This is a genomic window from Lentzea sp. NBRC 102530, from assembly GCF_030269365.1.
In the GTDB taxonomy this organism is placed as follows: Bacteria; Actinomycetota; Actinomycetes; order Mycobacteriales; family Pseudonocardiaceae; genus Lentzea.
In genome coordinates this window covers 1-25,869 of the sequence record NZ_BSTF01000029.1, presented here as the reverse complement: position 1 = coordinate 25,869, position 25,869 = coordinate 1, and the positions used below count along the sequence as shown (strand labels likewise).

Below are 25,869 nucleotides of genomic sequence, written 5' to 3'. Positions count from 1 at the left end.
TTAAGTTTCTGGTGAGAAGCGCGGTGCGGGTACCGCGGCGCCCTCCGAGGTGAACACCCCGCGCGCCACCAGGTGCGGGTGCGACGAAGCCTCCTCCAGCGTCAGCACCGGGGTCACGCAGGCATCGGTGGCACCGAACACCTCCGACCACTCGTCGCGGGTCCGCGTCAGGAACGCCTCGGCGAACGTCTTGCGCAGCAACGGCCACGAGTCGCGGTCCATCTGCGCGGGAAGATCGGCGGCGACCAGCCCGAGACCGGCGAGCAGCAACGCGTAGAACTGCGGTTCCAGCGATCCCACCGCGACGGAACGGCCGTCCGCGCACTCGTAGATCGCGTAGAACGGGCACCCGCCGTCGAGCAGGTTCGCGTCCGGCGAGTCCTCCCACACCGCCTGCGCCTTCATCGACCAGATCATCTGGGCGAGCGAGGCGACGCCGTCGACGATGGCCGCGTCGACGACCTGGCCGCGGCCGGTGCGCTGGCGTTCCCACAACGCCGCCAGCACGCCGAGCACCAGGTACAGCGAGCCGCCCCCGAAGTCGCCGACGAGGTTCAGCGGTGGCTTGCCGATCGCGTGCAGCAGTCCGGTGACCGACAGGTAGTTGATGTCGTGGCCGGCGCGCTGGGCCAACGGCCCGGACTGGCCCCACCCGGTCATGCGCGCGTAGATCAGGCCGGGGTTGACCGCGAGGCAGTCGGACGGGCCGAGCCCGAGCCGTTCCAGCACGCCGGGCCGGAAGCCCTCGATCACGACGTCGGCCTCCGAGACCAACGCCAGCACCGCGGTCCGGCCCTCGTCGGACTTCAGGTCCGCCGCCACCGAACGCCTGCCGCGCAACAGGAAGTCGCGGGAGGCGTCCGGCACCACGGACAGGCCGCCGGACGGGCGTTCGACGCGGGTGACCTCCGCGCCGAGGTCCGCCAGCAGCATCGCGCCGTGCGGGCCGGGACCGATGCCGCCGAACTCGACGACCTTCAGTCCGGACAGGGGAGACATCAGGCGGAGGCGACGAACGACAGGCGCGGGTTGAAGATCGCGCCGGACGACTCGGCCAGGCCGCGCATCGCCTTGGCGTGGTTGCCGAAGTCCGGGTGGGCCAGTGCCGCGCGCAGGGCGTCGGCGCTCTCCCACAGCGCGATGTTGATGTAGGAGGCCGGGTCGTCGAGCTGGCGCGAGAGCGTGTACTGGATCAGGCCCGGCTGTTCGCGCAGGAACGCCGCCGTCTCGTCGAAGGCCTTCTCGAACTCCTCGGGGTCACCGGTGAGCGTGAAGCGGTTCAGGAAGGTGATCATGCGAGAGCTCCCCACGAAATCGGGCGAAACGGTGTCATGCCTGGGAAAACTCTGCACACCGCGTCTTGAGACGTGCTCAAGGAACGCCCGCCAAGCTCTGCTGCATGCGCATCATCGATCTGTCTTCCCACATTGACGCAGCCGCGTACGAAGCGGACCCGGTGACGCACGAGGTGCTCACGGCCGCTCAGGGCGCGGAACACATGGCCGAGCAGCTCAAGGCGCGGCTCGGCGTCGAGTTCGACGTCTCCGTGCTGCGGGACTCCGAGTTCCTCACGCTGGACCGGATCAGCCTGACCTCCCACACCGGCACGCACGTCGACGCGCCGAGCCACTACGGGTCGAAGACCACGTACGGCAACGGAATCCCGCGCCACATCGACGAGATGCCGCTCGAGTGGTTCCACAACCCCGGCGTGAAGCTCGACGTGCGCGGTCACGGCACCGGCGTCATCGGCGTCGAGGTGCTGGAGAAGGAGTTCGCCCGCATCGGCTACACGCCGAAGCCGATGGACATCGTCATCCTCGACACCGGTGCCGCCGAGCACGCGGGCACCCAGACGTACTTCACCGACTACACCGGGCTCGACGGCCCCGCCACGAACTTCCTGCTGGACCTCGGGGTCAAGGTGATCGCGACCGACGCGTTCAGCCTCGACGCGCCGTTCCCGGACATCGTCAAGCGCTACCTGCAGACCAAGGACGAGAGCGTGCTGTGGCCCGCGCACTTCGCCGGCCGCGACCGCGAGTACTGCCAGATCGAGCGGCTCGCGAACCTGGAGGCGTTGCCGGACTTCGGGTTCACCGTCGTCGCGTTCCCGGTCAAGATCAAGGGCGCCGGCGCGGGCTGGACCCGTGCGGTCGCCCTGCTGGACGACTGAAACCGGACAACCGTTCTTCAAGTGAGAGCTGAATCACCGTACCTACCCTCGTAGGTATGGAAAACAGCGATTCATGGCCACCAGAGAACGAAGACCACATCATCCGAGGCATCGACTAGCAGGCGCTAAAGGGCCGCCCTCCAGGAGAGGGCGGCCCTTTTACATCGCGGCTAAACCAGACGAGCGCGAGCGGTCTCCACCGAGTCGTGGGAATCCAGCAACGGCAGCACCTGAGAAGCACCGGACCGCACGGCCTTCGTACGGCGCGCGAACGACGTCAGCGTCTGCCCCGGCCCCGCTTCCACCAGCAGCACGTCGTACATGGCCACCAGCTCGTTCAACGCCGGTCCGAAGTAGACGGCGTCGGTCAGCTGCCGGGTCCAGAACCGCGCCGACAAAGCGTCTTCCTCAGTCATCAGCTTGCCCGTGTACCCCGAGTACAACGGCATCGAAGGAGCCACCGGAGAAGCGCTCCACGACGCCAGCGCCTCGTCCACGGCGGGCTGCATGGCGGGACTGTGGAACGGCGTGGAGGCCGGCACCGTCACGACGACGTACTCGTCCGCCTCGAGCCGGGCCCGCACCCGCGCCAACGGCTCGTCGGAACCGGCCAGCATGGTCTGCCGCGCCGAGTTCACCGCGGCGATCGCGACGTCCCCCTCCAGGTACGGCAGCAGGTCCGCCTCGGAGGCCGCGACGGCCAGCATGCCCCCGGACGGGATCGGCACCGCCGACAGCACCCGGTCCCGCACCAGCGAAACGGCTTCCTCCAGGGAGAACACCCCGGCCAGCGTCGCCGCGACGACCTCACCGGCGGAGTGCCCGATCAACGCCACGGGCTCGACACCCCACGACAGGACGGTGCGCCCCAACGCGTAGTCCACCGCGAACAGCAACGGCTGCGCGCGCGACACGTGGTCGATGTCTGCCCCGGCCAGCCAGTCCTCGCAGGCGACGGAACCCACCTCGCCGAACAGCTCGAACACCTCGTCGATCACCGAGGTGAACACCGCGTCCGTGCCGTACAGGGACGCCGCCATCCGCGGGTACTGCGATCCCTGGCCCGGAAACATAAGTGCTACGTCCACAACACGCCTCCAGAAACGGCTCGAGGGCCGCGAGAGAGAAAACCCCCGCGGCCCTCGAGGCATGACATCACCTGTACTCGCGAACCACCATGGCGGAGTTGAAGCCGCCCTTGCCGCGGCCGAGCACCAGAGCGGCCTTGATCTTGCCGTGCCGCGCCTCGTTCAGCACGAGGTCGAGCTCGTACTCCGGCACCACGTTCTCGACGTTGACGGTCGGCGGGATCGCGCTCCAGTAGATGGAGAGGATCGCCGACGCCACGTCCAGCGAGCCGCCACCGGCGAACAGGCGGCCCGTCATGGTCTTCGGGGCCGTGACCGGCACACCGTACGGCCCGAAGATGGCCTTGATCGCGTCGGCCTCGGCCTTGTCGAGCTCCGGGATGCCCGCCGCGTCGGCGAACACCACGTCGATCTCCGAGGCGTCCATGCCGGCGTCGCGCAGCGCGAGCTCCGCGGCGCGCTTCAGGCCCGGCTCCCGCGACGGCATCTTCGAGTCGAACGTCGAGGCGTATCCGACGATCTCGCCGTAGATGCGCGTCCCCGGCCGTCCCGCCGCCGACTCCGGCGTCTCGACGACCATGATCGCGCCGCCCTCACCCGCGACGTACCCGGAGGCGTCGCGGTCGAACGGCAGGTAGGCGCGCTTCGGGTTGTTGTTGCGGGACAGGCAACCCGAAGCCTGGTGGGCGACCCACGCCCACGGGCACAGCGAGGAGTCCATGCCGCCCGTCAGCGCCAGCTGCACGCCCTTGCGCAGCTGCCGGCGGGCGTGCCCGATGGAGTCGATGCCACCGGCCTGCTCGGACACCACGACCGCACCGGGACCACGCGTGCCGTGCCGGATCGAGATCTGACCCGTGTTGACCGCGTAGAACCACGCGAACGACTGGTACGCCGAGACGTACTCCGGGCCCTGGTGCCACAGCTTCTGCAGTTCGCGCTGGCCGAACTCGTACCCGCCCGCCGTCGCCGCGGTGATCACCGCGATGTCGGTGTCCGGGATGTCGTTGGGCTGCACGCCCGCACCACGCAACGCCCAGTCCGTGCCGACGAGTGTCAGCCGCGTCATGTGGTCCGTCTGCGGCAGCAGGCGGCCCTGCAGGTGCCGCCCTGCCTCGAAGCCGGGCACCTCACCGGCGATCTTCGCCCAGTAGTTCGCGCTGTCGAACCGGGTGATCGGCCTGATCGCCGCCTCCCCGTGCAGGGTCGCCCGCCAGTACGCGGTCGGCCCCAGTCCGTTCGGAGACGCGATGCCGATTCCCGTCACCACCGCCCGAGTCACCGGCCTGCCCCTTCCACCTTCTTGAGCACCATGGCGCTCTGGAATCCACCGAAACCACTGCCCACGGTCAGGACCGTGTTGACCTTCTTCTCGCGCGCGACCAGCGGCGTGTAGTCGAGGTCGCACTCGGGGTCCGGCTCGTGGAGGTTCGCCGTCGGCGGGATGAGGTCCTGCTCGAACGCCAGCAGCGAGCCGACGATCTCCAGGGACCCGATCGCGCCCAGCGAGTGCCCGATCATCGACTTGAAGCCGGAGACCGGGGTCTTGTAGGCGTGCGCACCGAGAGAACGCTTGAAGGCGGCCGTCTCGTGCAGGTCGTTCTGCTTCGTGCCCGACCCGTGCGCGTTGATGTACCCGACGTCCGTCGCGTCCGCCCGCGCCTGCTTCAGCGCGATGTTGATGGCGTCGGACATCTCGATGCCCTCGGGGTGCAGGCCCGTCATGTGGTAGGCGTTGCACCGCGAGGCGAAGCCGCCGATCTCACCGTAGATGTGGGCGCCGCGGGCACGGGCGTGCTCCAGCTCCTCCAGCACGATGATCGCGCACCCCTCGCCCAGCACCAGGCCGTCGCGGGTCTTGTCGAACGGCCGGCAGGCCGTGGTGGGGTCGTCGTTGCGGGTGCTGGACGCGCGGATCACGTCGAAGCACACCACGGTGATCGGGGAGAGCGGGGCCTCGGTGCCGCCGGTGACGACGACGTCCGCGGAGCCCTCCATGATCAGCTCGGCCGCGTAACCGACCGAGTCGAGACCGGAGGTGCAGCCCGTGGAGACCACGGAGACCGGGCCTTCCGCGCCGACCGTCCACGCCAGCTCCGTCGCCATCGAGGACGGCGTGAAGTAGTCGTAGAGGTGCGGGACGGCGTAGGACTGGTCGACCTCCCAGTACTTGCCCCGGTCGGAGCCGACGATGAACTCGCGCTCCAGCGAGGTCGTGCAGCCGACCGCGGTGCCGAGCGAGACACCGATGCGGCCGGGGTCGAGCTGGTCGAACTCGATGCCGGAGTCGGACATCGCCTCACGACCCGCGACCACGGCGAACTGCGCGGCGCGGTCGAGCCGGCGGATCTCCTGCGGTGTCAGGCCTTCGCGCACTGGATCGAAATCTGCTTCCCCCGCCATGCGGGAGCGGTACGGAGACGCGTCGAAGTGCGTGATGTTGCGAGTCGCCGTACGCCCTTCGGACAGCAGTTTCCAATACGCCTTCGTTCCGATGCCACCAGGTGCGACCACGCCCACCCCGGTGATGACGGCGCGACGACTCATCGGACACCTCCAATCGCCTTCTGTGCGGACACGGTCTGCTCCAATCTCGGACAGGGCACGGGAGCGACACCTGTCTCTGCCGAATGAACCGATGGTGAAACGGCCCGATCGAGGCCACCTCGAACGACGGCGTAGGACCCCTGTACGAGTCCTGCCCCCGCGTCGGCCGCGAACAGCTGCTTCGCGGCCGCTCCGCCCTCGTCGTGACAACCAAAACCAAGGGGCACACCGGTTTCCGCGACCGAGGAGACGATCTCGCCGATCTGGTCCGGCCACAGCTTGCCCGCTGTGTCGTGCAGCAACACGGTTTCCGCCCCGGCCTCGGCGGCTGTCAGCACGACCTCCAACGCGTGTTCGGGGTCGATCAGCCAGCCGTCGAAGAAGTCCCGCGCCTCGACGACCACTCGTCGTTCGGCGCGCACGAGTTGACGCACGGCTTCCCTGACCATCGAGAGGCCGTGCCCTTGCACGACAACCGCCACCGCGGGGGTCTCCGCGGCCAGCAATGCGGTGAGGTCTTCCGCACCACCTGAAGCGATGAGGGTGGCCACCCGCAACCGGAGTTCGATCGCCGCCCGGTGATAAAACGACCGGGCGGGCCTTCCTCCGTCGACGAACGCGACCCCGAGCGCGTCGAGGCGCCGCGCCGCGACCAGTCTGTCCGAAACGGACTGGCTGGTGCGGCGCAGCGAGATGTCGTAGAGCTTCATCCAGAACCCCTCGCGCTTCAACGGTCAGAAGCCCGACAACAGCACTCGGGAGGCCTCGATCTCGTACGCGCAGTGGCCGACCTCGGAAGGGCAACCCTTGCGCTGGTGCTCGACCGCGGCCTTCTCCAGGTACATGGAGACCACGTAAAGCCCGTTGCGGCTTGCAGCGCGTGCAGCGGCTGTCAGCAAGTCCGCGCCACCCAACCCCATCGCGTCACCCCGTCCTCATCCGTTCTCGGCGAATTCCTTCGCGTGCCGGAGCGTCGTGAGGCTGTTGGTGCCCAGCGCGTGACGGATGAGCTCGCGAGCGCGCTCGATCGTCCCGTCGGCACCCAGCACCTCGGGGACGACCTCGGGCCGGATGACGACGGTGTGGTGCGACGTCGCCTCGATGCCGGCCTCGATGCCGTCGCCGATGTCCTTGAACGTCCACCGGCCGACGTGCGCCGCCATGATCGGCGGCGTGTGCGTCTGCTTGTAGACGATGCCCTCGTACGGGGTGCAGACCCGCACCGAGTGGGTGGTGTGGATCGACCCGTCCGGGCTGCGCGTGTCCATCTCCATGGACTGCACCCCGGTGACGGCCTCGGTGAGGTCCAGCCGCGCGACGTGCGGCAGGCGTTCCGGCCACAGGTCGGAGCGGTACAGGAACTCGTAGACGTCCTTGCGGCTCGCGTGGATCGTGATGCTGTCGGAGAACGACAGCACCAGCTTGTCGTAGTCGTCGCCGTACTCGGCCGCCCGCTTGAGAGCGGCGAGTTCGGCGTCGCTGTTGTTGTTGACCGCGTTCAGGATGACCTCGACCGCCTCGGGCTGCGCCGCGGTGAAGTGGTGGAGCAGATCGACCCGAGTCGCCGAGTCGGCGATCGGGACGATCCGCCACTCCCCACCCATCGTCTTCACGGGTGCCGCCGAGCGTTCCTGCTCGAAGGAGATGTGCAGGTTCGCCGGGTCGAGCTCGCGCCGGGACGTCCACGTGCGCACGTCACCGTTGGCGAACGCGTGCAACCGCAACCGCTCCGTCGAGCCGTCCCGTTCGAACACCTCGGCCTGCACCGTGGGTCCGAAGATGTACGGCCAGGTCGTCACGTCCGCGACCAGGTCGTACACCACCTTGGCGGGAGCCCCGATCATGACCGTGTGCGTGGTGGTGTGCGTCATGTCCGTCTCCGTATCCCGAGTCGCCGGCGTCAGGCCGCGATCTGTCCGTTGACCTTGTCCAGCAACTGGCGCGGTGTCTCGAGGTACGCCATCTCGTCGTCGGCGATGGAGACCCCGTGCTTGCGCTTGATCAGCGCGACCGTCTCCAGCAGGGCGAGGGAGTCGAAGCCCAGCTCGAGGAACGGGAGGTCGAGAATGTCCTGGCCGGGCTTGAACGAGTCGTCGTCGCCCGCGGCCTCGTTGAGGATCTCCTTGAGGCCCTCGATGGTCAGTGCGCTCACGGCTAGCTTCCTTTCCTCCAGCGGGCGATTTCCGCGCGCCCACGACTGAGGTTGCCAGCGCACGGCTGTGACTCGGTGGAGAGATTCTCGAAGAAACCGTTGCGCGACAAGCAAAAACGGCCCCCGCCACAGTGTGGCGAGGGCCGCTGGAGCCTCGATCTAAGCGAGAAGGCGTTGCAGCTGCCTGGTTTCCGCGCTGTCGAGGCGCGGGTCGGACGTGAGGATGGCGTGCTGCAACGTCTGCAGGCGCGACGACGGTTCGACGCCGAGCTCCTCGATCAGGGTGTTGCGCAACGCCTTGAACGCGTCGAGCGCCTGCCACTGCCGGCCCGCGCGGAACAGCGAGATCATGTACTGCGCGCACAGGTTCTCGTTCATCGGGTTCTGCACGGTCAGCACGGAGAGCTCGCTCAGCAACGCCTTGTGCTTGCCCATCCGCAGCTCGGCGTCGATGCGCGCTTCGAGCACGCCCAGCCGGGCCTCTTCGAGGCGCACGATCTCGATGCCGAGCGGCATGCCGGGCCGCACGTCGACGACGGCGGCGCCGCGCCACATGTCGAGCGCCTGGCGCAGCAGCCGGGAGGCCGACGCGAAGTCCTCGACGTCGTAGGCCTGCTGGCCCGCGCGCGAGAGGCGTTCGAACTCGTGCACGTCGACGGCCTCCTCGGGCACGTCGAGCAGGTAGCCGCCGTACCGGGTGACGAGCACTTCCTTCGCCGCGCCCTCACCGGACGCCGGCAGCGCGTCGCCGATGAGCTTGCGCAGTTGCAGGATGTAGGTCTGCAGGGTGGTGCGGGCGCTGCGCGGCGGACGGTCGCCCCACAGTTCCTCGATCAGGGTGGGGACGGACACGACCTGCCCGGAGTGCAGCGCGAGCAGCGCCAGGATCTGACGTGGCTTGGCCGCGGTGGGCGTCACCGAGCGACCGTTCACCTTGGCCTCGACGGGCCCCAGGACCTTGATCTGCATCGCGACCCCTCCTTCGGTTCCGAGCACGGGATTAGTCTGCTCGGCCCAACGGTCGCGCGTTAGTGCACAGGCCATCGATGTCAGGTGAGTTCTGCCCGTGCCGGGTATGAAAACTTCATACGGGGGCGCATTAGCCGGTAACTACCGATCCATTACCGCTGGTCCGCATGATTACCCACAACAAATCACACGCAAACATCGGAGATGCACATGTACCCCACCGCCACCGTGGAGCACTTGTCTTCCGTCACCACCGCCATTGACGACTCCGACGACATGAAGATCTACCAGTTCGACCGTGAAGCCTCGATGGACTTCCTGTTCCCCTGGGGCTGGTGCACGACCACCGGTTCCGGCAAGGGCTGCGTGGCGTACGACGAGGTCCTCGCCGCATGAGACCCGAACTGGCCGAACCCGGCGAGCAGAGGATCGGGTTCAAACGCCACCTCCGTCCGCAGATCGTCCAGGGCGAGGCCGTCTACCTCATCGGGGAGTCCGGGGTCACCGCGATCCAGGGCAGCCACGTCGAGGCGCTGGCACCGCTGCTGGACGGCACCAGGGACCTCACGGCACTGCTGCGGGACGTGCCCGCCGGCCTGACCGCGGACAGGGTCGAGCGCATGCTCACCCGGCTCGCCGCGGCGGGACTCATCGGCAGGCGCGGCGCGGAGGACTGTTCGGCCGCGGTGGAAGCCTCACTCGCGTACTGGGACGCGGCCGGGCTCGACCCGACCGACGCGGTGGCGGCGACGACGACGTCGCTCGTCTCCGTGGTCGCGGTCGGCGACGTCGATCCCGACGCACTCGCGGAAACCCTGCGCCGCAACGGACTGACGGTCACTTCGGGGAGTGGTGACCTCACGATCGTGGCGTGCGCGGACTACCTGGACCCCGCCCTGAAAGCGATCGACGAGGCCCAGCGCGCGGCGGGCACGCCGTGGCTGCTGGTCAAGCCGGTCGGCGCGCAGGTGACCGTGGGCCCGTTCTTCACCCCGGGCGACGGCCCGTGCTGGCGCTGCCTCGCCACCCGCCTGTCCGCGAACCGGACGGCGGAGGCCCACGTGCGGGCCCGGTGCGGTCAGAAGGGCCCGGCACCCCGCCCGCTCATCGGACTGCCGTCGCTGCACGCGATGGCCATGGAGATCGCGTCGGTCGAGGCGGCCAAGTGGCTCGCCGGGATCCGGCACGAGACCCAGCGCTCCATCTGGAGCTACGACAGCCTGAGCATGAAGGTCACCCAGCACGACGTGCGGCACCGCCCGCAGTGCGCGGGCTGCGGTGACCAGGAAGTTGTCGCGCGCAGAGCGTTCGAGCCGGTCGAACTCGCGAGTCGCGTGAAGCGCTCCTGCGACGGCGGCGGGCACCGCTCGTCGCCGCCGCAGGAGATGCTCGACAGCTACCGCCACCTCGTCGGTCCCGTCACCGGGATCGTGCGGGAGATCCGCCGGGCCGAGGGCGGCCCGGCGTTCTTCAACTCGTTCCGCTCCGGCGCGAACATCGCGGCGGGCGGCGAAGGCCTCGAGGGGCTGCGGTCGGCGTTGCGCGCGGACACCGGCGGCAAGGGCGTGACCGCGCTCGACGCCGAGGTCGGCGCGCTGTGCGAGGCCGTGGAACGACGCTCCGGCGCGTTCTTCGGCGACGAGGCCAGGGTCAGCGGCAGCTACGCCTCGCTGGGCGAGCGCGCGATCCACCCCGACACCGTGCAGCAGTTCCACCCGCGCCAGTTCGCGGACCGCGACACCTGGAACGCCGAGCACGCCGACTTCCAGTACGTCACCACCCCGTTCGACGAGCACGAGACGATGGACTGGACCCCGCTCTGGTCCCTCACCGAGCGACGCCACAAGCTGCTGCCCACCGGCATGGTCTACTTCGGCGCCCCCTGTCCGCCGAGCATCGTGTCGAACTCCAACGGCTGTGCGGCCGGCAGCAGCGTCGAGGACGCGGTCCTGCAAGGGCTGCTCGAGCTCGTCGAACGGGACGCGGTCGCCATCTGGTGGTACAACCGCACGCCCGTGCCGGGGATCGACCTCGACTCGATGCAGGACCCGTGGGTCCGCGAGCTGCGCGAGGTGCACGCGGGCCTCGGGCGTGAGGTGTGGGTCCTCGACGTCACGGCGGACCTCGGCGTCCCCACGATGGTCGCGCTCTCACGACGGGTGGGCGGCGAGCGCGAGGACATCATGCTCGGCTGCGGCGCGCACCTCGACCCGCGCCTCGCCGTGCGCCGGGCGCTCGCCGAGCTCAACCAGTGCATGCCGATGGTGTGCGGCGAGGTGGACCTCACCACGTTCGACGTCGACATGAGGCGCTGGTTCGAGACGACCCGGCTCGTGGACCACCCGTGGCTCGCGCCGGACCCCGCCGCGCCGCCCCGGGACGTGTTCCACCACGGCTACACGTTCCGCGGCGACCTGACCGACGACATCCGCGCGATCCAGCAGCTGCTGGAGGACCGCGGCATGGAGGTGCTCGTGCTCGACCAGACCAGGCCCGACATCGGGCTGCCGGTGGTCAGGGTGGTCGTGCCGGGCCTGCGGCACTTCTGGTCGAGGTTCGCTCAAGGGCGCCTCTACGACGTGCCGGTAGAACTGGGACGGCTGACCCGTCCTCGCTGTTACGAAGAGCTCAACCCGATCCCGTTGTTCATGTGATGCACACCTGCCAGAGCGGAGGCGCCGTGGTGCCCACGCAGTCGCACGTCCCGGCCGGCCGGCCGCTGTGGTCGTTGCTGGAGGACGCCTTCGTGGACGAGGGCGTCGAGCACCTGACCGTGCACGGCAGATGGGGTGCGATCGAGATCGCGGACACGAGCCCGCTCGTGCGCGAGGCACTGCACCGGATGACGCTCGGGCCGGTGGCGCTGGAGAACATCTCCGCGCTGCACGAGAACTTCGTGCGGTGGAAGACGGGCTCCGGGCCGTGCCTGATCTGGCGCAAGCTCAAGAACACGCTCGACCAACTGGGTGGTTGTCTCGTGCCGTCGCTCGGCCTGAACGACGGCGCGGGGCCCATCCTCTCGGTCGTGGCGGTCACGAGGGACGCGGTGTTCGCGTTGCCGCACATCGGCGACGACGAGGTCGTCACGATGCGGCCGCGCACCGAGATCGAACGGTTGAACGGCGACCAGGCGCTCGCCTGTCCCGGCCTCTCCTACCAGGTGATCCTGCACAGCGCCCCGGCCACCGAGATCGCGAAGTCGTTGCTGCACACCGAGAGCACGATCGCGCAGGTGGCGGAAGCGTTGCAGGTGGAGAAGACGCTGGTCGCGGATGTGGTCGCTTATCTGGCGGGGGCCGGACTCGCAGTCGTCCAGAGGTGTTGAGCCATCGCCATGTTGCTCCGATCGCGGACCGCAAAACGCGAGATTTCCCAGGAAGCGCCCGTATCATGGCCGCGTCCCGACCCTCGCGTGGGAGCTGCTGTGACGCTACGACAGGAACGCTCGTCCGTGTCCCGTCGTTTGGCGTACGTCGTGATCAGCGTGGTCTTCGCCAACTACCTCGGCAACGCGTTCTTCTACGTGCTGCAGGTGTCGGCGACGCTCCCCCGCATCGCGGCCTCGCTCGCCTGCCTGCTCTCGATCGGGTTCCTCCAGCTGCGGGTGTTCTCGCGGCCGGGTTCGGACCTGCGTTCGGGCAGGGCGTACCTGGCGCTCGGCGCGCTGGCGGGCCTCGTCTACGTGCCCATGTTCTTCTTCCCCGCCGCGTGGCCCGGCATGCCGGGGTTCCTCGCGGGCAGCGCGCTGCTGGTGCTGCCCAACCGGGTGCGCTGGCTCGCGTTCGGCCTGGTGGCGCTCAGCAACGGTGTCATCCAGTCCTTCTTCGTGCCGACGTTGCCGCTGGTCGGGCAGGTGTACTACGTCGTCTCGGCCACCGTCGCCGGCCTGGTCGTCTACGGCCTGTCGCGGCTGCCGTCGCTGGTGCGGCAGCTCGAGTCGGTCCGGTCGGAACTGGCCGAGCTCGCGGTGTCGCAGGAACGGCTGCGGTTCGCCCGCGACCTGCACGACCTGCTCGGGTTCAGCCTCTCGGCGATCACGCTCAAGGTCGAGCTCGCCCGCAAGCTGATCGGTGAGCACACCGACCGGGCGCTGCGCGAGCTCGCGGAGATCCTCGGCATCGCCCGCGAGGCCCTGACGGACGTTCGTGCGGTGGCGTCGAGCTACCGCGAGCTGTCGCTGACCGACGAGATCGAGTCCGCCCGGTCCGTGCTGACGGCGGCGGGCGTGCGGGCGACGATCGAGACCGAGCACGCCGAGCTGTCGCCGCGGTCGAAGACCGTGCTCGCCACCGTGCTGCGCGAGGGCGTCACGAACCTCCTGCGGCACAGCGAGGCGACCCGGTGCGAGATCACCATCACGGGCACCGGTGGCCAGGTGTCGATCGACATCGTCAACGACGGCGCGCCCGCTCAGGTGAGCACCGACCGGGGCAGCGGCCTGACGAACCTCGCGAACCGCGCGACCGCCATCGGCGGCTCGCTGCTCGCGCACGCCGGCGCGGACGGCACCTACCGGCTGCACGCCGAGGTCCCGGCCGACTCGGCACCGGAACGGCAGCAGGAGGAAGGCGATCGCCCGGCGCGCCCGGCGATCGCGACGACGTTCGCGCAGGTGCTCCTCACGTCGGTGGTGGTCGGATACCTCCTCACCACCACGACGCTGGTGCTGAACGAGTTCGCCCGGATCGGCGGGACCGGGATCGTGCTGACCGCGATCGGCCTCGTCGGCACGGTCGCCCTGGTGCTCGGTGTCTCCAGCCGCCCCCGGCTGCGGTTGTCGCTGGTCACCCGGTGCGCGGTGCTCGCGGGCATGGCCGCGTTCGTCTACGTCCCCCAGCTCACCTACGGCGATCCGTACCTCGGCCTGACCGGGTTCCTCGCCGGGTCCGCGGCGCTGCTGCTGCCGTCCCGCGCGGGCTGGCCGGCGTTCTTCGCCGTCGTCATCTCGCAGGGCGTCATCTTCGGCACGAACGGGTTCGGCGCGGTCGAGATGGCGTACGGCGTCATGGCCGCCACGAACCACGGCCTGGTGATCTACGCGCTGTCCCGGCTGCGGTCGATGGTGACCGAACTGCACGAGGCGCGCGAGGAGCTGGCGACGGCGGCGGTCACGCAGGAGCGCTTCCGGTTCGCCCGCGACCTGCACGACCTGCTCGGCTACAGCCTGTCCGCGATCACGTTGAAGAGCGAGCTCACGCACCGGCTGGCCACGCTCGACCCCGGCCGGGCCCGCCAGGAGCTGACCGAGGTCCTGGAGATCTCCCGGCAGGCGCTCGCGGACGTCCGTTCGGTGGCGCTGAGCTACCGCGAGCTGTCGTTCGACGAGGAGACCCAGTCGGCGCAGGCGCTGCTCTCGGCGGCCGACATCGAGGTCACCGTGAAGATCGACGCGTGCGACCAGCTGCCGACCGAGGTGAAGGTGACGCTCGCGACGGTGTTGCGCGAGGGCGTCACGAACCTGCTGCGGCACAGCAAGGCCGAGCACTGCGAGATCGTGCTCTCCAGCTCGCAGCACCTGGTCACGATGGACATCGTCAACGACGGCATCCCGTCCACCGAGCGCCGCTCACCCGACGGCAGCGGGATCGGCAACCTGACCACGCGCGTGCGGGCGCTCGGCGGTGACCTGCACGCCGGCCTCACGCCCGAGCACACCTACCGGCTGCGCGCCGAGATCCCCCTGCCGCTCAACTGAGGACCCCGCCGGCCGTTCCGGGTGCCATCATGCCTGCCCATGACGGCCGAGTCACCGGGACCGGGGCACTCATCGGTGTCCCGGCGGCTGGCGTTCGCGGTGATCAGCGTGGTGTTCGCCGGTTACCTCGCGAACGCGTTCCTCTACGTGCTGGACGCGGGCGCGACGCCGGGGCGGGTCGCCGGCTCGCTCGCCTGCCTGGGGACGATCGGGTACCTCCAGCTCGGGGTGTTCTCACGGCCGGGCACGGACCTGACGTCCCGGCGCGCGCACCTGGCGCTGGGCGGGCTCGCGGCGCTGGTGTTCGCGCCGGTGCCGTTCTTCCAGACGGCGTGGGCGGGCATGCCGGGGTTCCTCGCCGGCAGTTCCCTGCTGGTGGTGCGCGGGCGGGCGCGGTGGGTGGTGTTCGGCCTGGTCGCGGCGGCCAACCCGCTGACGAAGGTCTCGTTCGGCGCGCCCGCCGGGGTGCTCGCGTACTGGTTCGCGTCCACGCTGACCGCGGGCCTCGCCGTCTACGGCCTGTCGCGGCTGCCCGCGCTGGTGGACCGGCTGGAGACCGCGCGGTCCGAACTGGCCGACCTCGCGGTGGCGCGCGAGCGGCTCGCGTTCGCCCGCGACCTGGAGGACCTGCTCGGACAGGGCCTGACCACGATCGTGCGGCAGACCCGGATCGTCAGCGGGTCCGCGATCACCCGGATCATCGGCATCGCCCGCGAGGCGCTGGCGGACGTGCGCGTGGTCGCGTCGAGCTACCGCGACCCGCCGTCGTCCTCGGCGGCACCGATCCCGGCGCTGTTCCCGCGGGTGCTGCTCACGGCGGTGGTGATCGGGTACGGCGTGATGGCGACGTTGCTCGCGTCGTACGACCTCGGCGTGATGGCGGTCTGCGCGGTGAGCGGTGCGGTGATCGTGGTCCTGGTGCTGGCGGTCCTGCCCCGCACGCCCCGCCTGGCGCTCGCCGGGATCGCCCTGTGCGTGTTCGGCCCGCAGCTCGTGACCGGGAACCCGTTCACGGGCGGCGTCCCCGGTTTCGCCGGCGGCGCGGCGCTGCTGGTGCTCCCCCGGCGACCCGGCTGGGCCGCGTTCGGGCTCGTGGTCGCGAGCCAGGGCGTCGTGCACGTGGTCGCCGGCAACCCGTTCACGGACGTGGCGTGGGGCATGATCGCGGCGACCAACCACGGGCTGGTGCTCTACGCGCTGACCCGGCTGTGGTCGATGGTGACCGAGCTGCAGCAGGCGCGCGAGGAGCTCGCGACGGCGGCCGTCACGCGGGAGCGGCTGCGGTTCGCGCGCGACCTGCACGACCTGCTCGGCTACAGCCTGTCCGCGATCACGTTGAAGACAGAGCTGGCGCACCGGCTCTCCCCCGTGCAGGCCCGCCGGGAGCTCGCCGAGGTGCGCGACATCGCCCGGCAGGCGCTCGCGGACGTCCGGTCGGTGGCCCTGAGCTACCGGGAGCTGTCGCTCGACGAGGAACTCGCGTCGGCACGCGCGTTGCTGGCGGTGGCGGGTGTCGACGTCCGGGTCGACGCGGGCGAGGTGCCCCCGGAGGTGGCGGGGACGCTCGCGACGGTGCTGCGCGAGGGTGTCACGAACCTGTTGCGGCACAGCAAGGCCGAGCGCTGCGACATCGGGCTTTCCACGTCGGATCGACTGGTGGCGCTGGAGATCGTCAACGACGGGGTGCCCGCCGGGGAGCGGAGGTCCGCCGACGGCAGCGGGATCGGCAACCTGACCACGCGCGTGCGGGCGCTCGGCGGAGACCTGCACGCCGGCCTCACGCCCGAGCACACCTACCGGCTGCGCGCCGAGATCCCGTTGCCGCGTCAGAGCATCTCGATGACCGCGCAGCCCCAGCTGTAGCCGGCGCCGACGCCGAACATCACGATCCGCTGGCCCGACTTCGCCTTGCCGGTCGTCACCAGGTGGTCGAAGCTCGCGAACTGGTCGCCCGCGCCGAGGTGCCCGACCGTGCGGCTCCACGCCCACGTCGTGCGGTCCGTCTCGATGTCGTACGGCCGCAGGTAGTTCACGTCCAGGCGGCGCCTGCCGAAGTGCGGCAGGATCACCCAGTCCGCGTCGCCGATCTTCATGTCGGCGTCGGACAGCGCCTGCTCGACGGCGAGCGCCTGGCCCGCGTTGGCCTTGTTGATGCCGTAGGAGAGCCCGAACTCGCGGCTGAACGTGTGCTTGGCCTCCTCGAAGTCCACCGGGATGCGGTGCGAGAAGGGCGCGAGGCCGAACGGCACGTCGCCGCGGTGCAGCGGTTCGAGATCGCTGTCCGCGTTGATGGCCAGCGAGAGCAGCTTCGCGTAGCCGCCCCGGGTGGACAGCACCAGAGCCGACGCACCGTCGCCGTAGGGCGTTCCGGGGTCGGTCCTCCAGCGGTCGATCCCGGGCAGGCAGAAGCGGTCTGAGGACGTGAGGAGGGCATCCCTGCCGGGACGGGCGATCAGGTACGAGACGGCGAGGTCCATCGCGGCCAGGCCGCCGTTGGACATCTGCCGGATCTCCAGCGCCAGGCAGGAGTTCCTGACCGTCTCGCGCTGGATGTAGGAGCCGACCGGCCACAGGTCCTGGCCCTGGTGGTAGGTGGTGGCGTGCAGGATCAGGTCGACGTCGTCGGGTTGCGAACCCGCGCGCGCCAACGCGACCCGTGCCGCCTCGACCGCCATCTCGGCCGCGGACTCGTGCGGGGACACGGAGACGGACTCGACGTCCGTGCGCGCGACGAGCTTCGGCTCGCAGTCCCCCGACGCGATCGCGTCCGCGACGTTCAGCGTCGAGGGCAGGCGCACACCGCTGCCGTTGACGAAGACATCTTTGACTCGCACCGCGGTCAGACCTCCTTCAGCGCGCGGGCCACCCGCACGACGCGTTCCGCCTGCATTCGGGCCTGCCGCAACGCGATGTCGTCGACCGGCAGGTTGTCCGCGCCCAGCACGTGAGAGGTGCCGTAGGGGTTCAGGTCACCGCCCGGCGGCACGATGATCCCGCCGAAGTGGCAGACCATGTTGTAGATCGACACGAGCGTCGTCTCCATGCCCCCGTGCAGGCTGCCGCCGGAGGTGAAGGCGCTGTAGACCTTGTCTGCCAGCAGGCCGCTGAACCAGGCCGGCCCCAGTGTGTCGATGAACTGCTTGAGCTGCGAGGACACGTTGCCGAAGCGGGTCGGCGTGCCGAAGACGACGGCGTCGGCCCACAGCACGTCGTCGACGGCGGCGACGGGAACGTCGCTGGTCGCCTCCAGGTGCCCGGCCCAGGCGGGCCGCGACCGCCAGACGGCCTCGGGAGCGAGTTCCGCGGCTCGCACGAGCCGCACCTCGGCGCCGTTCTTCTCGGCCGTCTCGGCGATCTCCGAGGCGATCCGGTGAATCGTTCCCGTCGAGGAGTAGTAGACGACCGTCAGGTTGACGCCGCGTTCCATGACGCATCCCTTCGCGAGGTTGCTCGGTCCACCCTTGCCGGGCCGCCTTGATGTGGCGTGGAGCGCGACATGAACGTTGGGAGATATGGTGTCGCGCGGAGGGGCGCGATGATCAGGGTTCTGCTCGCGGAGGACATGCACATGGTGCGCGGTGCTCTCATCGCGCTGCTCAACCTGGAACCGGACATCGAGGTCGTGGCCGAGGTGAGTTCGGGCGACAAGATCGTGCCGGCCGCGCGCCAGCACGGTCCGGACGTCTGCGTCATCGACATCGACCTGCCGATCCTCGACGGACTGAGTGCCGCGACGACGATCCGCGAGACGATGCCGCAGGTCAGGACGTTGATGTTGACGTCGCTCGGTCGTCCGGGGACGTTGCGCAGGGCGTTGGCGGCCCGTGTGGACGGCTTCCTGCTCAAGGACGCGCCGCCGACGGAGCTCGCGGACGCGATCCGCCGGGTCGCCGCCGGGGAACGCGTCGTCGACAGCCAGCTGGCCCTGGCCGCGTGGGACCGCGGCGAGTGCCCGCTGACCGACCGCGAGCTGGAGGTCCTGCGGCTCGCGGCGAACGGCGCCGACTCGCCTGACATCGCTGTCGCGTTGTCCTTGTCGGTCGGCACCGTGCGCAACTACATGACGACGATCATGACCAAGCTGAACGGCCGCAACCGGGTGGACGCCATCCGCATCGCCCAGGAAGCCGGGTGGCTGTGAGGCGGATGGCATCCGTCAGGCTGCCTTCTGCTGGCTCGCGCGCAGGTCGAAGCCCGGCTGGGCGACGATCTCGGGCGTGAGGGCGTTGCCGTTCTCGAGGATCCTGCGGCCCATCAGGAAGTCGATGGGGCGGTTGTAGGCCTCGATCCCGATGAGCCTGCCCCGCTTGAAGCAGAACACCGAGAACTTGCCCTCGGCCGGGTCGCCGACGGTGACCGTGCGGTCGTGGCCGTTGGTGAGGCCCGCGGTCTGCAGCTTCACGTCGTACTGGTCGCTCCAGAACCACGGCAGGGCGGTGTAGGGCTCCGCGCTGCCGAGGATGGCCGCCGCGACCGTGGTGCCCTGGTCGGTGGCGTTCTGCACCGATTCCAGGCGGATGAGCCCACCCGCGTGCGTGCTGGCGAACCGCGCGCAGTCGCCGAGCGCGTGGATGCGCGGGTCGACGGTGCGCAGGTGGGCGTCGACGACGATGCCGTTGTCGACGGCCAGGCCGGCCCGTTGCGCGATCTCCGTGTTCGGGATGACGCCGATGCCCGCGACCACGAGGTCGGCGACGAGCACCGTGCCGTCCGTCAGTTCGACGAGGCCTTCCTTGACCGCCGCCACGCCCGTTCCGGTGAGGATCTGGACGCCTTCGCTGCGGTGGCGGTTGACGAGCTGTTCCGCGGTCGCCGCGGACACGGCCCGTTGCATCACCTGCGGCTGCGCCTCGACGACGGTCACCTCGTGGCGCAGTTTCCGGACCACGGCGGCGAATTCGAGGCCGATGAACCCGCCGCCGATGACGACGACGTCGAGTCCGATCTGGCCTTCGAGGCGTTCCTTGATGGCGTCCGCGTCGGCGACCGAGCGGAGGTTGAGCACGTGCTCGGCGCCGGGGATCGGCAACGGCCGCGGCCGCGCGCCCGTCGCGAACACCAGGTGGTCGTAGCGGACCGTGCGGGCACAGCCCAGCACCGCGACCCGTGCCTGCCGGTCGACCCCGATGACGCGCTCGCCCTTGATGAGCTTGACGCCGTGGTCGTCGTAGTACGAGTCCTGCCTCAGCACCAGCCCGGCGAGGTCGGTCTCCCCCGCCAGGTAGGCCTTCGTGAGCGGCGGCCGCTGGTAGGGCGGCGCCTTCTCGTCACCGATGAGCGTGATGGGGCCGCGGTGTCCCTGCTCGCGCAGGGACACCGCGACCTGGCAGCCCGCCTGCCCGGCCCCGACGACGACTACCGACTCGCCGCGCATGTCAGTAGTTGCCCAGCCCGCCGCAGACGTTGAGCGCCTGCGCGGTGATCGAGGACGCGGTGTCCGTCGTCAGGTACGTCACGAGACCGGCGACCTCTTCCGGCGTGCTGTACCGACCCAGCGGGATCTTGGCGTTGAACTTCTCGAGGACCTCTTCCTCGGTGACACCCCAGTGGTTCGCGTAGCCCTGGCGCACCCGGCCGGCCATGGGGGTCTCGACGTAGCCGGGGCACACGGCGTTGACCGTGATGCCGGACTTCGCGAGCTCGATGCCGACGGCCTTGGTGAAGCCGACCACGCCGTGCTTGGACGCCGAGTAGGGCGCGGCGAACACGACGCCCTGCTTGCCGCCGGTGCTGGCGATGTTGATGATCCGGCCCCAGCTCTGCTCGACCATCTTGCCGGTGGAGAGGACCTCCTTGGTGAAGCGGAAGACGCCGTTGAGGTTGGTGTCGATGACGTCCAGCCACAGGTCCTCGTCGAGCTCGGCGGTGATGCCGCCGCCTCCCCGTCCCGCGTTGTTGACGAGGATCTCGATGGGGCCGAAGGCGTCGACGGCCTTCCGCACGGCGTTGCGGATGTCCTCAGTGGACGTCACGTCGGTCGCCGCGCCGTCCGCTTCGATGCCTTCTTCTTTGAGCTGCTTCACCGTGGTCGTCACGTTCTCGGCGTTGCGGGCGACGACGAAGACCGCGTGCCCCTCCTTGCCGAGGCTGCGCGCGACCTCAAGCCCGATACCGCTGGTAGCGCCCGTGACCAGGGCGACCCGTCGCTGGCTCATGCTTCTTCTCTCCCTCAGAGTTGCTTCTCAGGCATGTGCACGACGAGCCCGTCCTGCTCCTCGGTCACGGGGATCTGGCAGCTCAGGCGGCTGTTCTCGCGGCGCTCGCAGGCCGTGAAGTAGAGGAGCTCGTCCTCGACCTGGTGCATCTGGGACAGCGGCTTGGTGTTCTCGGGATCGATGTACACGTGGCACGTGCCGCAAGAGGCACCGCCGCCGCACTGGGCGACGATTCCCTTGATGCCGTTGAGAACCGCGCCGCGCATCACGGTGTCGTCCTGGGCAACGTCGACGACGGTCTCGACACCGTCGTGCGCTACATAAGTGATCTTTGGCATGGCAGTTCTCCCACGGATCTGCGGCTCGCCGGACGTGGTTCACCTTGACCGTCCCCGCTTTGCACGTGGTGGAGACCACCTTGAGCGTTCAGGGGCTTGCTGTTCCGGCAAGTTCGCGTGCGTTCGGGCGGGTGTCCACGCAGGATCGAGCCATGCCCGGGAAACGTGACCAGCCGCCGCCCAGGACCGGCGGGAGTGAAACCGAGGTGCTGCGCGGGTTCCTCGACTACCTGCGGGAGGCGGTGATCGCCAAGGTGGACGGCGCGCCCGAACCCGCCGTGCGGACCGCGATGGTGCCGTCCGGGACGACCCTGCTGGGGTTGGTGCGGCACCTGACGTTCGTGGAGCGGGCCACGTTCCTCGGGGTGAAGCCGCGCAGCTGGAAGGCGACGTTCCACGTGCCCGCCGGTGACAGCGTCGCGGACGTCGTGGCCGGCTACCGGGAGGTGGTCGCGGCTTCGAACGAGGTGCTCGACGGGAGTGTTGCGGAGGACGTGCGGTGGCGGCTCGCGCACATGGTCGAGGAGACCGGCCGGCACGCCGGGCACGCCGACATCATCCGCGAGCTGATCGACGGCTCGACCGGCCGCTGAGTTCTCAGGTTCCAGGGCCGTTCGAGCCCACCTTGCGACTCTGCGGTGTCGGCGCACATCCACACGCGGAGGTTCCACCGTGCCCCTCAAGGAGTTCTACGACCAGCAGGTGAACTGGTCACCGCCGTTCGAGGACGGCCTTGAACGCGCGACCGTCGTCGTGCCACGCGACTACTCCGACCCGGACGGTCCCAAGCTCACCATCGCGATCGCCCGGCTGAAGGCGACCGACCCGGCCAGGCGCCGCGGGGTGCTGCTGGCCGTCAACGGCGGCCCGGGTGGCGACGGTGGCGACGGGCTCGGGCTGATCAAGCGCCTCGGCAAGCGGGTGCGGACGGCCTACGACCTCATCGGGTTCGACCCGCGCGGGTACGGCGAGTCCACCAAGCTCTACAGCGAGGTGACGATTCCCAAGGCGCCGTTCGACTCGCGGCCGCCGGACTCGTTGTTCGAGCAGCTGGCCGAGGACATGCGGTTGCGCGAGCTGGGGTGTGAGAAGGCCGGCGGCGAGCTGCGCCCGCACATCACCACGCGCAACACCGCGCGGGACATGGATCTGATCCGGGTTGTGCTCGGGGAGGAGAAGATCTCGTTCGTCGGGTACGCGTACGGCACGTACGTCGGCGCCGTCTACGGCACGATGTTCCCGGAGAGCGTCGACCGCACGGTGCTCGACTCGTGCATCAATCCACAGTGGACCTGGCGCGAGCAGTTCGTCACGCAGGCCGAGGCGGTGTACCGCAACGTCGCGCTGTGGGCGGACTGGACGGCTGAGCGCGACGGGCACTTCCACCTCGGCACCACGCGCCAGGCCGTCATCGACGAGATCGAGGCCGTGGTCGCGAAGCTCGACGAGGGCGACCAGGTCCAGCTGCGCACCCTGTTCGACGGCGCGGTCGGGACGCGGTCGACGGACCGGGCGCAGTGGGACTCGCTCGGCTACCTCATCGGCGACCTCAGGACCACGTTGCAGGACGCCAACTACGAGAAGGCGCGGGCGCTGATCGTCGGGCAGGCCACCTGGCGGCCGCAGGACTCCGAGGGCGACCTGCGGGTCGGTGTGCTGGAGGCCATCACGCTGGAGACCTACTGGCCGCAGGACCTGGAGGTCTACTACGCCGACGTGCGCAAGCACCGCGCCGAGCACCCGTACGGGTACGGCGTGCTGCGCGCGCAGCCGTGGGTCGGGGCGTTCCGGACGTTCGAGAGCCTGGAGCCGCCGACGAAGCTCGCGCAGCCCGGCTACCCCAAGGGTCTCGTCGTGCAGGCCGACGGCGACCCCATGGACCGCGTCGAGGGCGGCATCGAACTCGCCGCGCTGCTCGACCACCCGCTGGTCCTCATCGAGGACTCGGGCGACCACGAGGTGTACGGGCTGGCGGGCAACGCCGCGCTCGACGCCCTGGTCGACGACTACCTCGTCGACGGCGTGCTGCCCGCCACCAAGCACACCAGGATCCCCGGCCACGTGAAGCGCCCGGACATCCCGAAGGACTGAGCACAGCAACGCGAAAGGGGCCCCGCACCGGAAGGTGCGGGGCCCCTTTCGCGAACCGGTTCAGTCCTCCGCGGGGATGTCCCACGTGACCGGCAGCTCCCACAGGCCGTAGATCACGGCGCCTTCCTTGCGCGGGATCTCCAGGAACGGCTTGGCGAGGCGCAGCGACGGGATGCGCTGGAACAGCGTCGTCCACACCAACTGCATCTCCAGGCGCGCGAGGTCGGCACCGATGCAGTGGTGCAGCCCGTGCCCGAACCCGAGGTGCTTGCGGGTGCCGCGCTCCAGGATCAGCTTCTCCGGCTCCGGGAAGATCTCCGGGTCGCGGTTGCCGTTCAGGCCGAGGCACAGGATGCCGTCGCCGGCCTTGATCGTCTTGCCGGCGATCTCGATGTCCTCCAGCGCGACCCGCGGGATGGCCGTGTCACCGATGGTGGCGATGCGGACGAGTTCCTCGACGGCCGGCTCGATCATGCCCTCGGGGTCGTCCAGCAGCAGCTTCAACTGGTCCGGGTGCTCCAGGAGCGCCGCCGTACCGAGCGACAGCATCGACGCGGTGGTCTCGTGGCCACCGTTCATCAGCAACCGGATCATGTTGAAGAGGTCGCGGCGGGTGTACTCCTCGCCCGAGGCCGCGTACTCGGCCATCGCGCGCGAGAGCAGGTCCTCGCCCGGCTCCTTCTCCTTCAACGTGATCAGCTTGTCGACGTAGGCGTTCACCTCGACGATCGCGGCCTGGCGCTGTTCCGGCGTCGAGTGCCCGCCGAGCAGACAGGTGCCGTGCTCGATGAAGAAGTCGTGCTCGTCCTGCGGGATGCCGAGCAGCTCGCAGATGACGGTCATCGGCACGGCGAGGGAGAACTCGCGGTGGAAGTCGATCGGCGGCGTCATCGTCAGGATCTTGTCGATGTACTCATCGACGATCTCCTGGATGCGGCCGCGCAGCCGCTTCACCTGGCGGTTGGTGAACGTCACCGCGGCCTTGCGCCGGGTCTTGGTGTGCTCCGGGTTGTCGTAGCCGATGAACGACGTCTCGGTGCGGAACTCCGGCGGCGCGATGAAGTAGAACGGGAAGTTGTCGTGCTTGCGCGACGCGCTGATCCGCGGGTCGGTCAGCAGCTGCTTGATGGTGTGGTAGCCGCTGATCGTCCAGATCCGCAGACCGGACCCGGTCAGCGTCACCTCGACGACGTCCTCCTCGGCCATCTGCGTGTACTGCGCAGGCGGGGTGAACGGGCACTGGCGCTTGTACGGGAACGTGTCCACACCCGGCTCGGCGGTGCTGGTCATCTGGGTCTTCCTCCTAGTCGAAAGGTTGGCTCACGCCAGGTCAGCGCCGCCGTCGAGCGTGATGACCTGCCCGGTCACCCACGAGCTCGCCGGCTCGGCGAAGCGGGTGATCCACGGAACGACGTCGTCGACCTCACCGGTGCGCCCGAGAGGCGTCTGCGAGGCCTGGAAGCCGAAGTAACCCTCGACCTCCTCGGGGCTCAAACCGTTGGCCGCGTAGACCTCCGTGCGCACCGCCGCCGGCGCGACCGCGTTCACGCGGATGCCCTGGGGTGCGAGTTCGAGGGCCCAGCTGCGGACCAGGCTGTCCACGGCGGCCTTGCTGGCGCCGTACACGCCACCACCGGGCACGGCGATGTGCCCGGCGTTGCTGGAGACGAACACGATGCTGCCGCCGGGCGAAGTCAGCTGCGGCAACAGCTTGGCGGTCAGCACCAGCGGGCCGACCAGGTTGGTCTCCAGCACGTCACGGGCGGTCGCGAGGTCGAAGCCCGCGACCGGGGTGAAGCGGAAGATCCCTGCGTTGTGCACGAGCACGTCCACCTTGCCGCCGCCCAGCTTCACGGCGTCGGCGACCTTCTGCGCGCCCTCGTCGGTCGTCACGTCGGCGACGACGGCGGTGATCGCGGGGTGCAGGGCGACGACCTCGGTGAGGCGGCTCTCGCGGCGGCCGGTGATGATCACGTTCGCGGCGCCGAGGTCGGCGAACGCCAGCGCCGCCGCGCGGCCGATGCCGGTTCCCCCACCCGTCACGACGACCTGCTGTCCGGCAAATGGTGCGTCCGACATGACGCCTCCAGCTTCTTTCCACTCGGCAGTGCAGTCACCGTCCACCCTGCTGGTTGAACCTTGAGTCCAGGTCTAGGTCGAGCGGAAACCCTGGAGGGCATGGGAATCCTCGCGGTGGGCAGGTGGCGCGCACGGGTCGGCAGGCCCGGCGGGGCCACGGAGAGCGAGTTCGAGTTCGCCCGCGACGGCACAGCGCTGCTGGTCGTGGGCGGAAGGGGAGCCGGGACGTGGACCCAGACGGGGCCCGACACGTTCAGCTACCGGATCGACGAGGAACTCACCGAGGCGCCGGGCACGATCGAGATCGAGCAGGACGCGGTGCTGCGCGGCGACGAGTTCGTCAGCAACGGCAAAGCCGTGGTGCGCCTCGAGAACGGCACGACGGCGCGTGAGGCGGCGATCAGCATCGTGGCCCAGCGGCTCGGGTGAAAGACCTCGAAGGGGGCGCCACACTGAACCGCTCCCCGGAACTTGGACTGGGAATCCAGTTCCGACTTTCCGGGGAGCGGTTGGGTGCATCCACGAAGTTCGTTGTCTGAGCGGCAGCGGGAGACCGCTGCCGCGTTGTTCGAGGCCGGG

At 69.6% G+C, this 25,869-nt stretch carries 26 protein-coding genes; 10 read left to right on the top strand and 16 right to left on the bottom strand.

Going from position 1 to position 25,869, the window contains the following annotated elements; all coding sequences use genetic code 11:
- Both QSK25_RS42875 and QSK25_RS42870 read right to left on the bottom strand, forming a co-directional pair.
- Entirely contained in the window at positions 1-1,002 is a 1,002-nt protein-coding gene (locus QSK25_RS42875; RefSeq protein WP_285647270.1) for a CaiB/BaiF CoA transferase family protein, read from the bottom strand.
- Complete coding sequence (locus QSK25_RS42870; protein ID WP_285647195.1) at positions 999-1,295, bottom strand: antibiotic biosynthesis monooxygenase family protein; 297 nt, start codon at positions 1,293-1,295, stop codon at positions 999-1,001. The genes QSK25_RS42875 and QSK25_RS42870 overlap by 4 nt, the downstream gene beginning before the upstream one ends.
- Positions 1,296-1,399: 104 nt before the next feature.
- Between QSK25_RS42870 and QSK25_RS42865 the strand changes: the two genes are divergently transcribed.
- Positions 1,400-2,176 carry a cyclase family protein gene (locus tag QSK25_RS42865; RefSeq protein WP_285647194.1) on the top strand — a complete coding sequence of 259 codons (777 nt, stop codon included), beginning with the start codon at positions 1,400-1,402 and terminating at the stop codon, positions 2,174-2,176.
- Between the two features lie 170 nt (positions 2,177-2,346).
- Here the strand turns inward: QSK25_RS42865 and QSK25_RS42860 are convergent, their stop codons facing one another.
- The 7 genes from QSK25_RS42860 to QSK25_RS42830 form a co-directional block, all read right to left on the bottom strand.
- Positions 2,347-3,264, bottom strand: a complete 918-nt coding sequence (locus QSK25_RS42860; RefSeq protein ID WP_285647193.1) for an acyltransferase domain-containing protein — start codon at positions 3,262-3,264, stop codon at positions 2,347-2,349.
- Between the two features lie 67 nt (positions 3,265-3,331).
- Positions 3,332-4,546, bottom strand: coding sequence for a ketosynthase chain-length factor (locus QSK25_RS42855; protein ID WP_285647191.1), 1,215 nt, complete (start codon positions 4,544-4,546; stop codon positions 3,332-3,334).
- Positions 4,543-5,811 (bottom strand): beta-ketoacyl-[acyl-carrier-protein] synthase family protein, encoded by a 1,269-nt coding sequence (locus tag QSK25_RS42850; RefSeq protein WP_090059926.1) that lies wholly within the window; start codon positions 5,809-5,811, stop codon positions 4,543-4,545. The genes QSK25_RS42855 and QSK25_RS42850 overlap by 4 nt, the downstream gene beginning before the upstream one ends.
- Positions 5,808-6,521 (bottom strand): hydroxymethylglutaryl-CoA lyase-like TIM-barrel protein, encoded by a 714-nt coding sequence (locus QSK25_RS42845; protein WP_285647187.1) that lies wholly within the window; start codon positions 6,519-6,521, stop codon positions 5,808-5,810. The genes QSK25_RS42850 and QSK25_RS42845 overlap by 4 nt, the downstream gene beginning before the upstream one ends.
- A gap of 225 nt (positions 6,522-6,746) precedes the next feature.
- The gene (locus QSK25_RS42840) at positions 6,747-7,682 is read right to left on the bottom strand and encodes an aromatase/cyclase (protein ID WP_285647186.1); all 936 of its coding nucleotides are present in this window, start codon (positions 7,680-7,682) and stop codon (positions 6,747-6,749) included.
- Between the two features lie 29 nt (positions 7,683-7,711).
- Positions 7,712-7,963, bottom strand: a complete 252-nt coding sequence (locus tag QSK25_RS42835) for an acyl carrier protein (RefSeq protein WP_285647185.1) — start codon at positions 7,961-7,963, stop codon at positions 7,712-7,714.
- A gap of 159 nt (positions 7,964-8,122) precedes the next feature.
- Positions 8,123-8,932 carry an AfsR/SARP family transcriptional regulator gene (locus tag QSK25_RS42830; protein ID WP_285647184.1) on the bottom strand — a complete coding sequence of 270 codons (810 nt, stop codon included), beginning with the start codon at positions 8,930-8,932 and terminating at the stop codon, positions 8,123-8,125.
- A 237-nt stretch (positions 8,933-9,169) separates the two neighbouring features.
- Here QSK25_RS42830 and QSK25_RS42825 point away from each other — a divergent pair, with 237 nt between their 5' ends.
- From QSK25_RS42825 to QSK25_RS42805, 5 genes are all read left to right on the top strand, one after another.
- Complete coding sequence (locus QSK25_RS42825) at positions 9,170-9,328, top strand: hypothetical protein (RefSeq protein ID WP_285647183.1); 159 nt, start codon at positions 9,170-9,172, stop codon at positions 9,326-9,328.
- Positions 9,325-11,586, top strand: a complete 2,262-nt coding sequence (locus QSK25_RS42820) for a TOMM precursor leader peptide-binding protein (RefSeq protein ID WP_285647182.1) — start codon at positions 9,325-9,327, stop codon at positions 11,584-11,586. The genes QSK25_RS42825 and QSK25_RS42820 overlap by 4 nt, the downstream gene beginning before the upstream one ends.
- Positions 11,587-11,612: 26 nt before the next feature.
- Positions 11,613-12,257 (top strand): hypothetical protein, encoded by a 645-nt coding sequence (locus QSK25_RS42815; protein ID WP_285647180.1) that lies wholly within the window; start codon positions 11,613-11,615, stop codon positions 12,255-12,257.
- 99 nt (positions 12,258-12,356) lie between these two features.
- The gene (locus QSK25_RS42810; RefSeq protein WP_285647178.1) at positions 12,357-14,627 is read left to right on the top strand and encodes a sensor histidine kinase; all 2,271 of its coding nucleotides are present in this window, start codon (positions 12,357-12,359) and stop codon (positions 14,625-14,627) included.
- Positions 14,628-14,666: 39 nt separating this feature from the next.
- Entirely contained in the window at positions 14,667-16,490 is a 1,824-nt protein-coding gene (locus tag QSK25_RS42805; protein ID WP_285647177.1) for a sensor histidine kinase, read from the top strand.
- Here QSK25_RS42805 and QSK25_RS42800 read toward each other — a convergent pair.
- A complete protein-coding gene (locus tag QSK25_RS42800) occupies positions 16,454-17,461 on the bottom strand; it encodes a ketoacyl-ACP synthase III family protein (protein ID WP_285647175.1) in 1,008 nt (335 codons plus the stop codon). The two genes, QSK25_RS42805 and QSK25_RS42800, sit on opposite strands and share 37 nt — an antisense overlap.
- Before the next feature lie 5 nt (positions 17,462-17,466).
- Positions 17,467-18,054 (bottom strand): flavodoxin family protein, encoded by a 588-nt coding sequence (locus QSK25_RS42795; protein WP_285647174.1) that lies wholly within the window; start codon positions 18,052-18,054, stop codon positions 17,467-17,469.
- Positions 18,055-18,162: 108 nt separating this feature from the next.
- Here QSK25_RS42795 and QSK25_RS42790 point away from each other — a divergent pair, with 108 nt between their 5' ends.
- On the top strand, positions 18,163-18,768 hold the full coding sequence (locus tag QSK25_RS42790) for a response regulator transcription factor (protein ID WP_285647172.1): 606 nt from the start codon (positions 18,163-18,165) through the stop codon (positions 18,766-18,768).
- Positions 18,769-18,783: 15 nt separating this feature from the next.
- Here the strand turns inward: QSK25_RS42790 and QSK25_RS42785 are convergent, their stop codons facing one another.
- The 3 genes from QSK25_RS42785 to QSK25_RS42775 are packed head-to-tail and all read right to left on the bottom strand — an operon-like array spanning position 18,784 to position 21,120.
- Entirely contained in the window at positions 18,784-20,001 is a 1,218-nt protein-coding gene (locus QSK25_RS42785) for an NAD(P)/FAD-dependent oxidoreductase (protein ID WP_285647171.1), read from the bottom strand.
- A 1-nt stretch (position 20,002) separates the two neighbouring features.
- Positions 20,003-20,782: an SDR family NAD(P)-dependent oxidoreductase gene (locus QSK25_RS42780; RefSeq protein ID WP_285647169.1), complete on the bottom strand. Its 780-nt coding sequence runs from the start codon at positions 20,780-20,782 to the stop codon at positions 20,003-20,005.
- 14 nt (positions 20,783-20,796) lie between these two features.
- Positions 20,797-21,120 (bottom strand): 2Fe-2S iron-sulfur cluster-binding protein, encoded by a 324-nt coding sequence (locus QSK25_RS42775; protein ID WP_285647167.1) that lies wholly within the window; start codon positions 21,118-21,120, stop codon positions 20,797-20,799.
- A 152-nt stretch (positions 21,121-21,272) separates the two neighbouring features.
- Here QSK25_RS42775 and QSK25_RS42770 point away from each other — a divergent pair, with 152 nt between their 5' ends.
- Positions 21,273-21,713 carry a DinB family protein gene (locus QSK25_RS42770; protein ID WP_285647164.1) on the top strand — a complete coding sequence of 147 codons (441 nt, stop codon included), beginning with the start codon at positions 21,273-21,275 and terminating at the stop codon, positions 21,711-21,713.
- Positions 21,714-21,792: 79 nt separating this feature from the next.
- Complete coding sequence (locus tag QSK25_RS42765) at positions 21,793-23,211, top strand: alpha/beta fold hydrolase (protein ID WP_285647162.1); 1,419 nt, start codon at positions 21,793-21,795, stop codon at positions 23,209-23,211.
- 60 nt (positions 23,212-23,271) lie between these two features.
- Here QSK25_RS42765 and QSK25_RS42760 read toward each other — a convergent pair whose 3' ends face one another.
- Both QSK25_RS42760 and QSK25_RS42755 read right to left on the bottom strand, forming a co-directional pair.
- A complete protein-coding gene (locus tag QSK25_RS42760; RefSeq protein ID WP_285647160.1) occupies positions 23,272-24,501 on the bottom strand; it encodes a cytochrome P450 in 1,230 nt (409 codons plus the stop codon).
- Between the two features lie 30 nt (positions 24,502-24,531).
- Complete coding sequence (locus QSK25_RS42755; protein ID WP_266043478.1) at positions 24,532-25,290, bottom strand: SDR family NAD(P)-dependent oxidoreductase; 759 nt, start codon at positions 25,288-25,290, stop codon at positions 24,532-24,534.
- A 99-nt stretch (positions 25,291-25,389) separates the two neighbouring features.
- Here QSK25_RS42755 and QSK25_RS42750 point away from each other — a divergent pair, with 99 nt between their 5' ends.
- On the top strand, positions 25,390-25,719 hold the full coding sequence (locus QSK25_RS42750; RefSeq protein ID WP_285647156.1) for a hypothetical protein: 330 nt from the start codon (positions 25,390-25,392) through the stop codon (positions 25,717-25,719).
- The last annotated feature ends 150 nt before the right edge of the window (positions 25,720-25,869 follow it).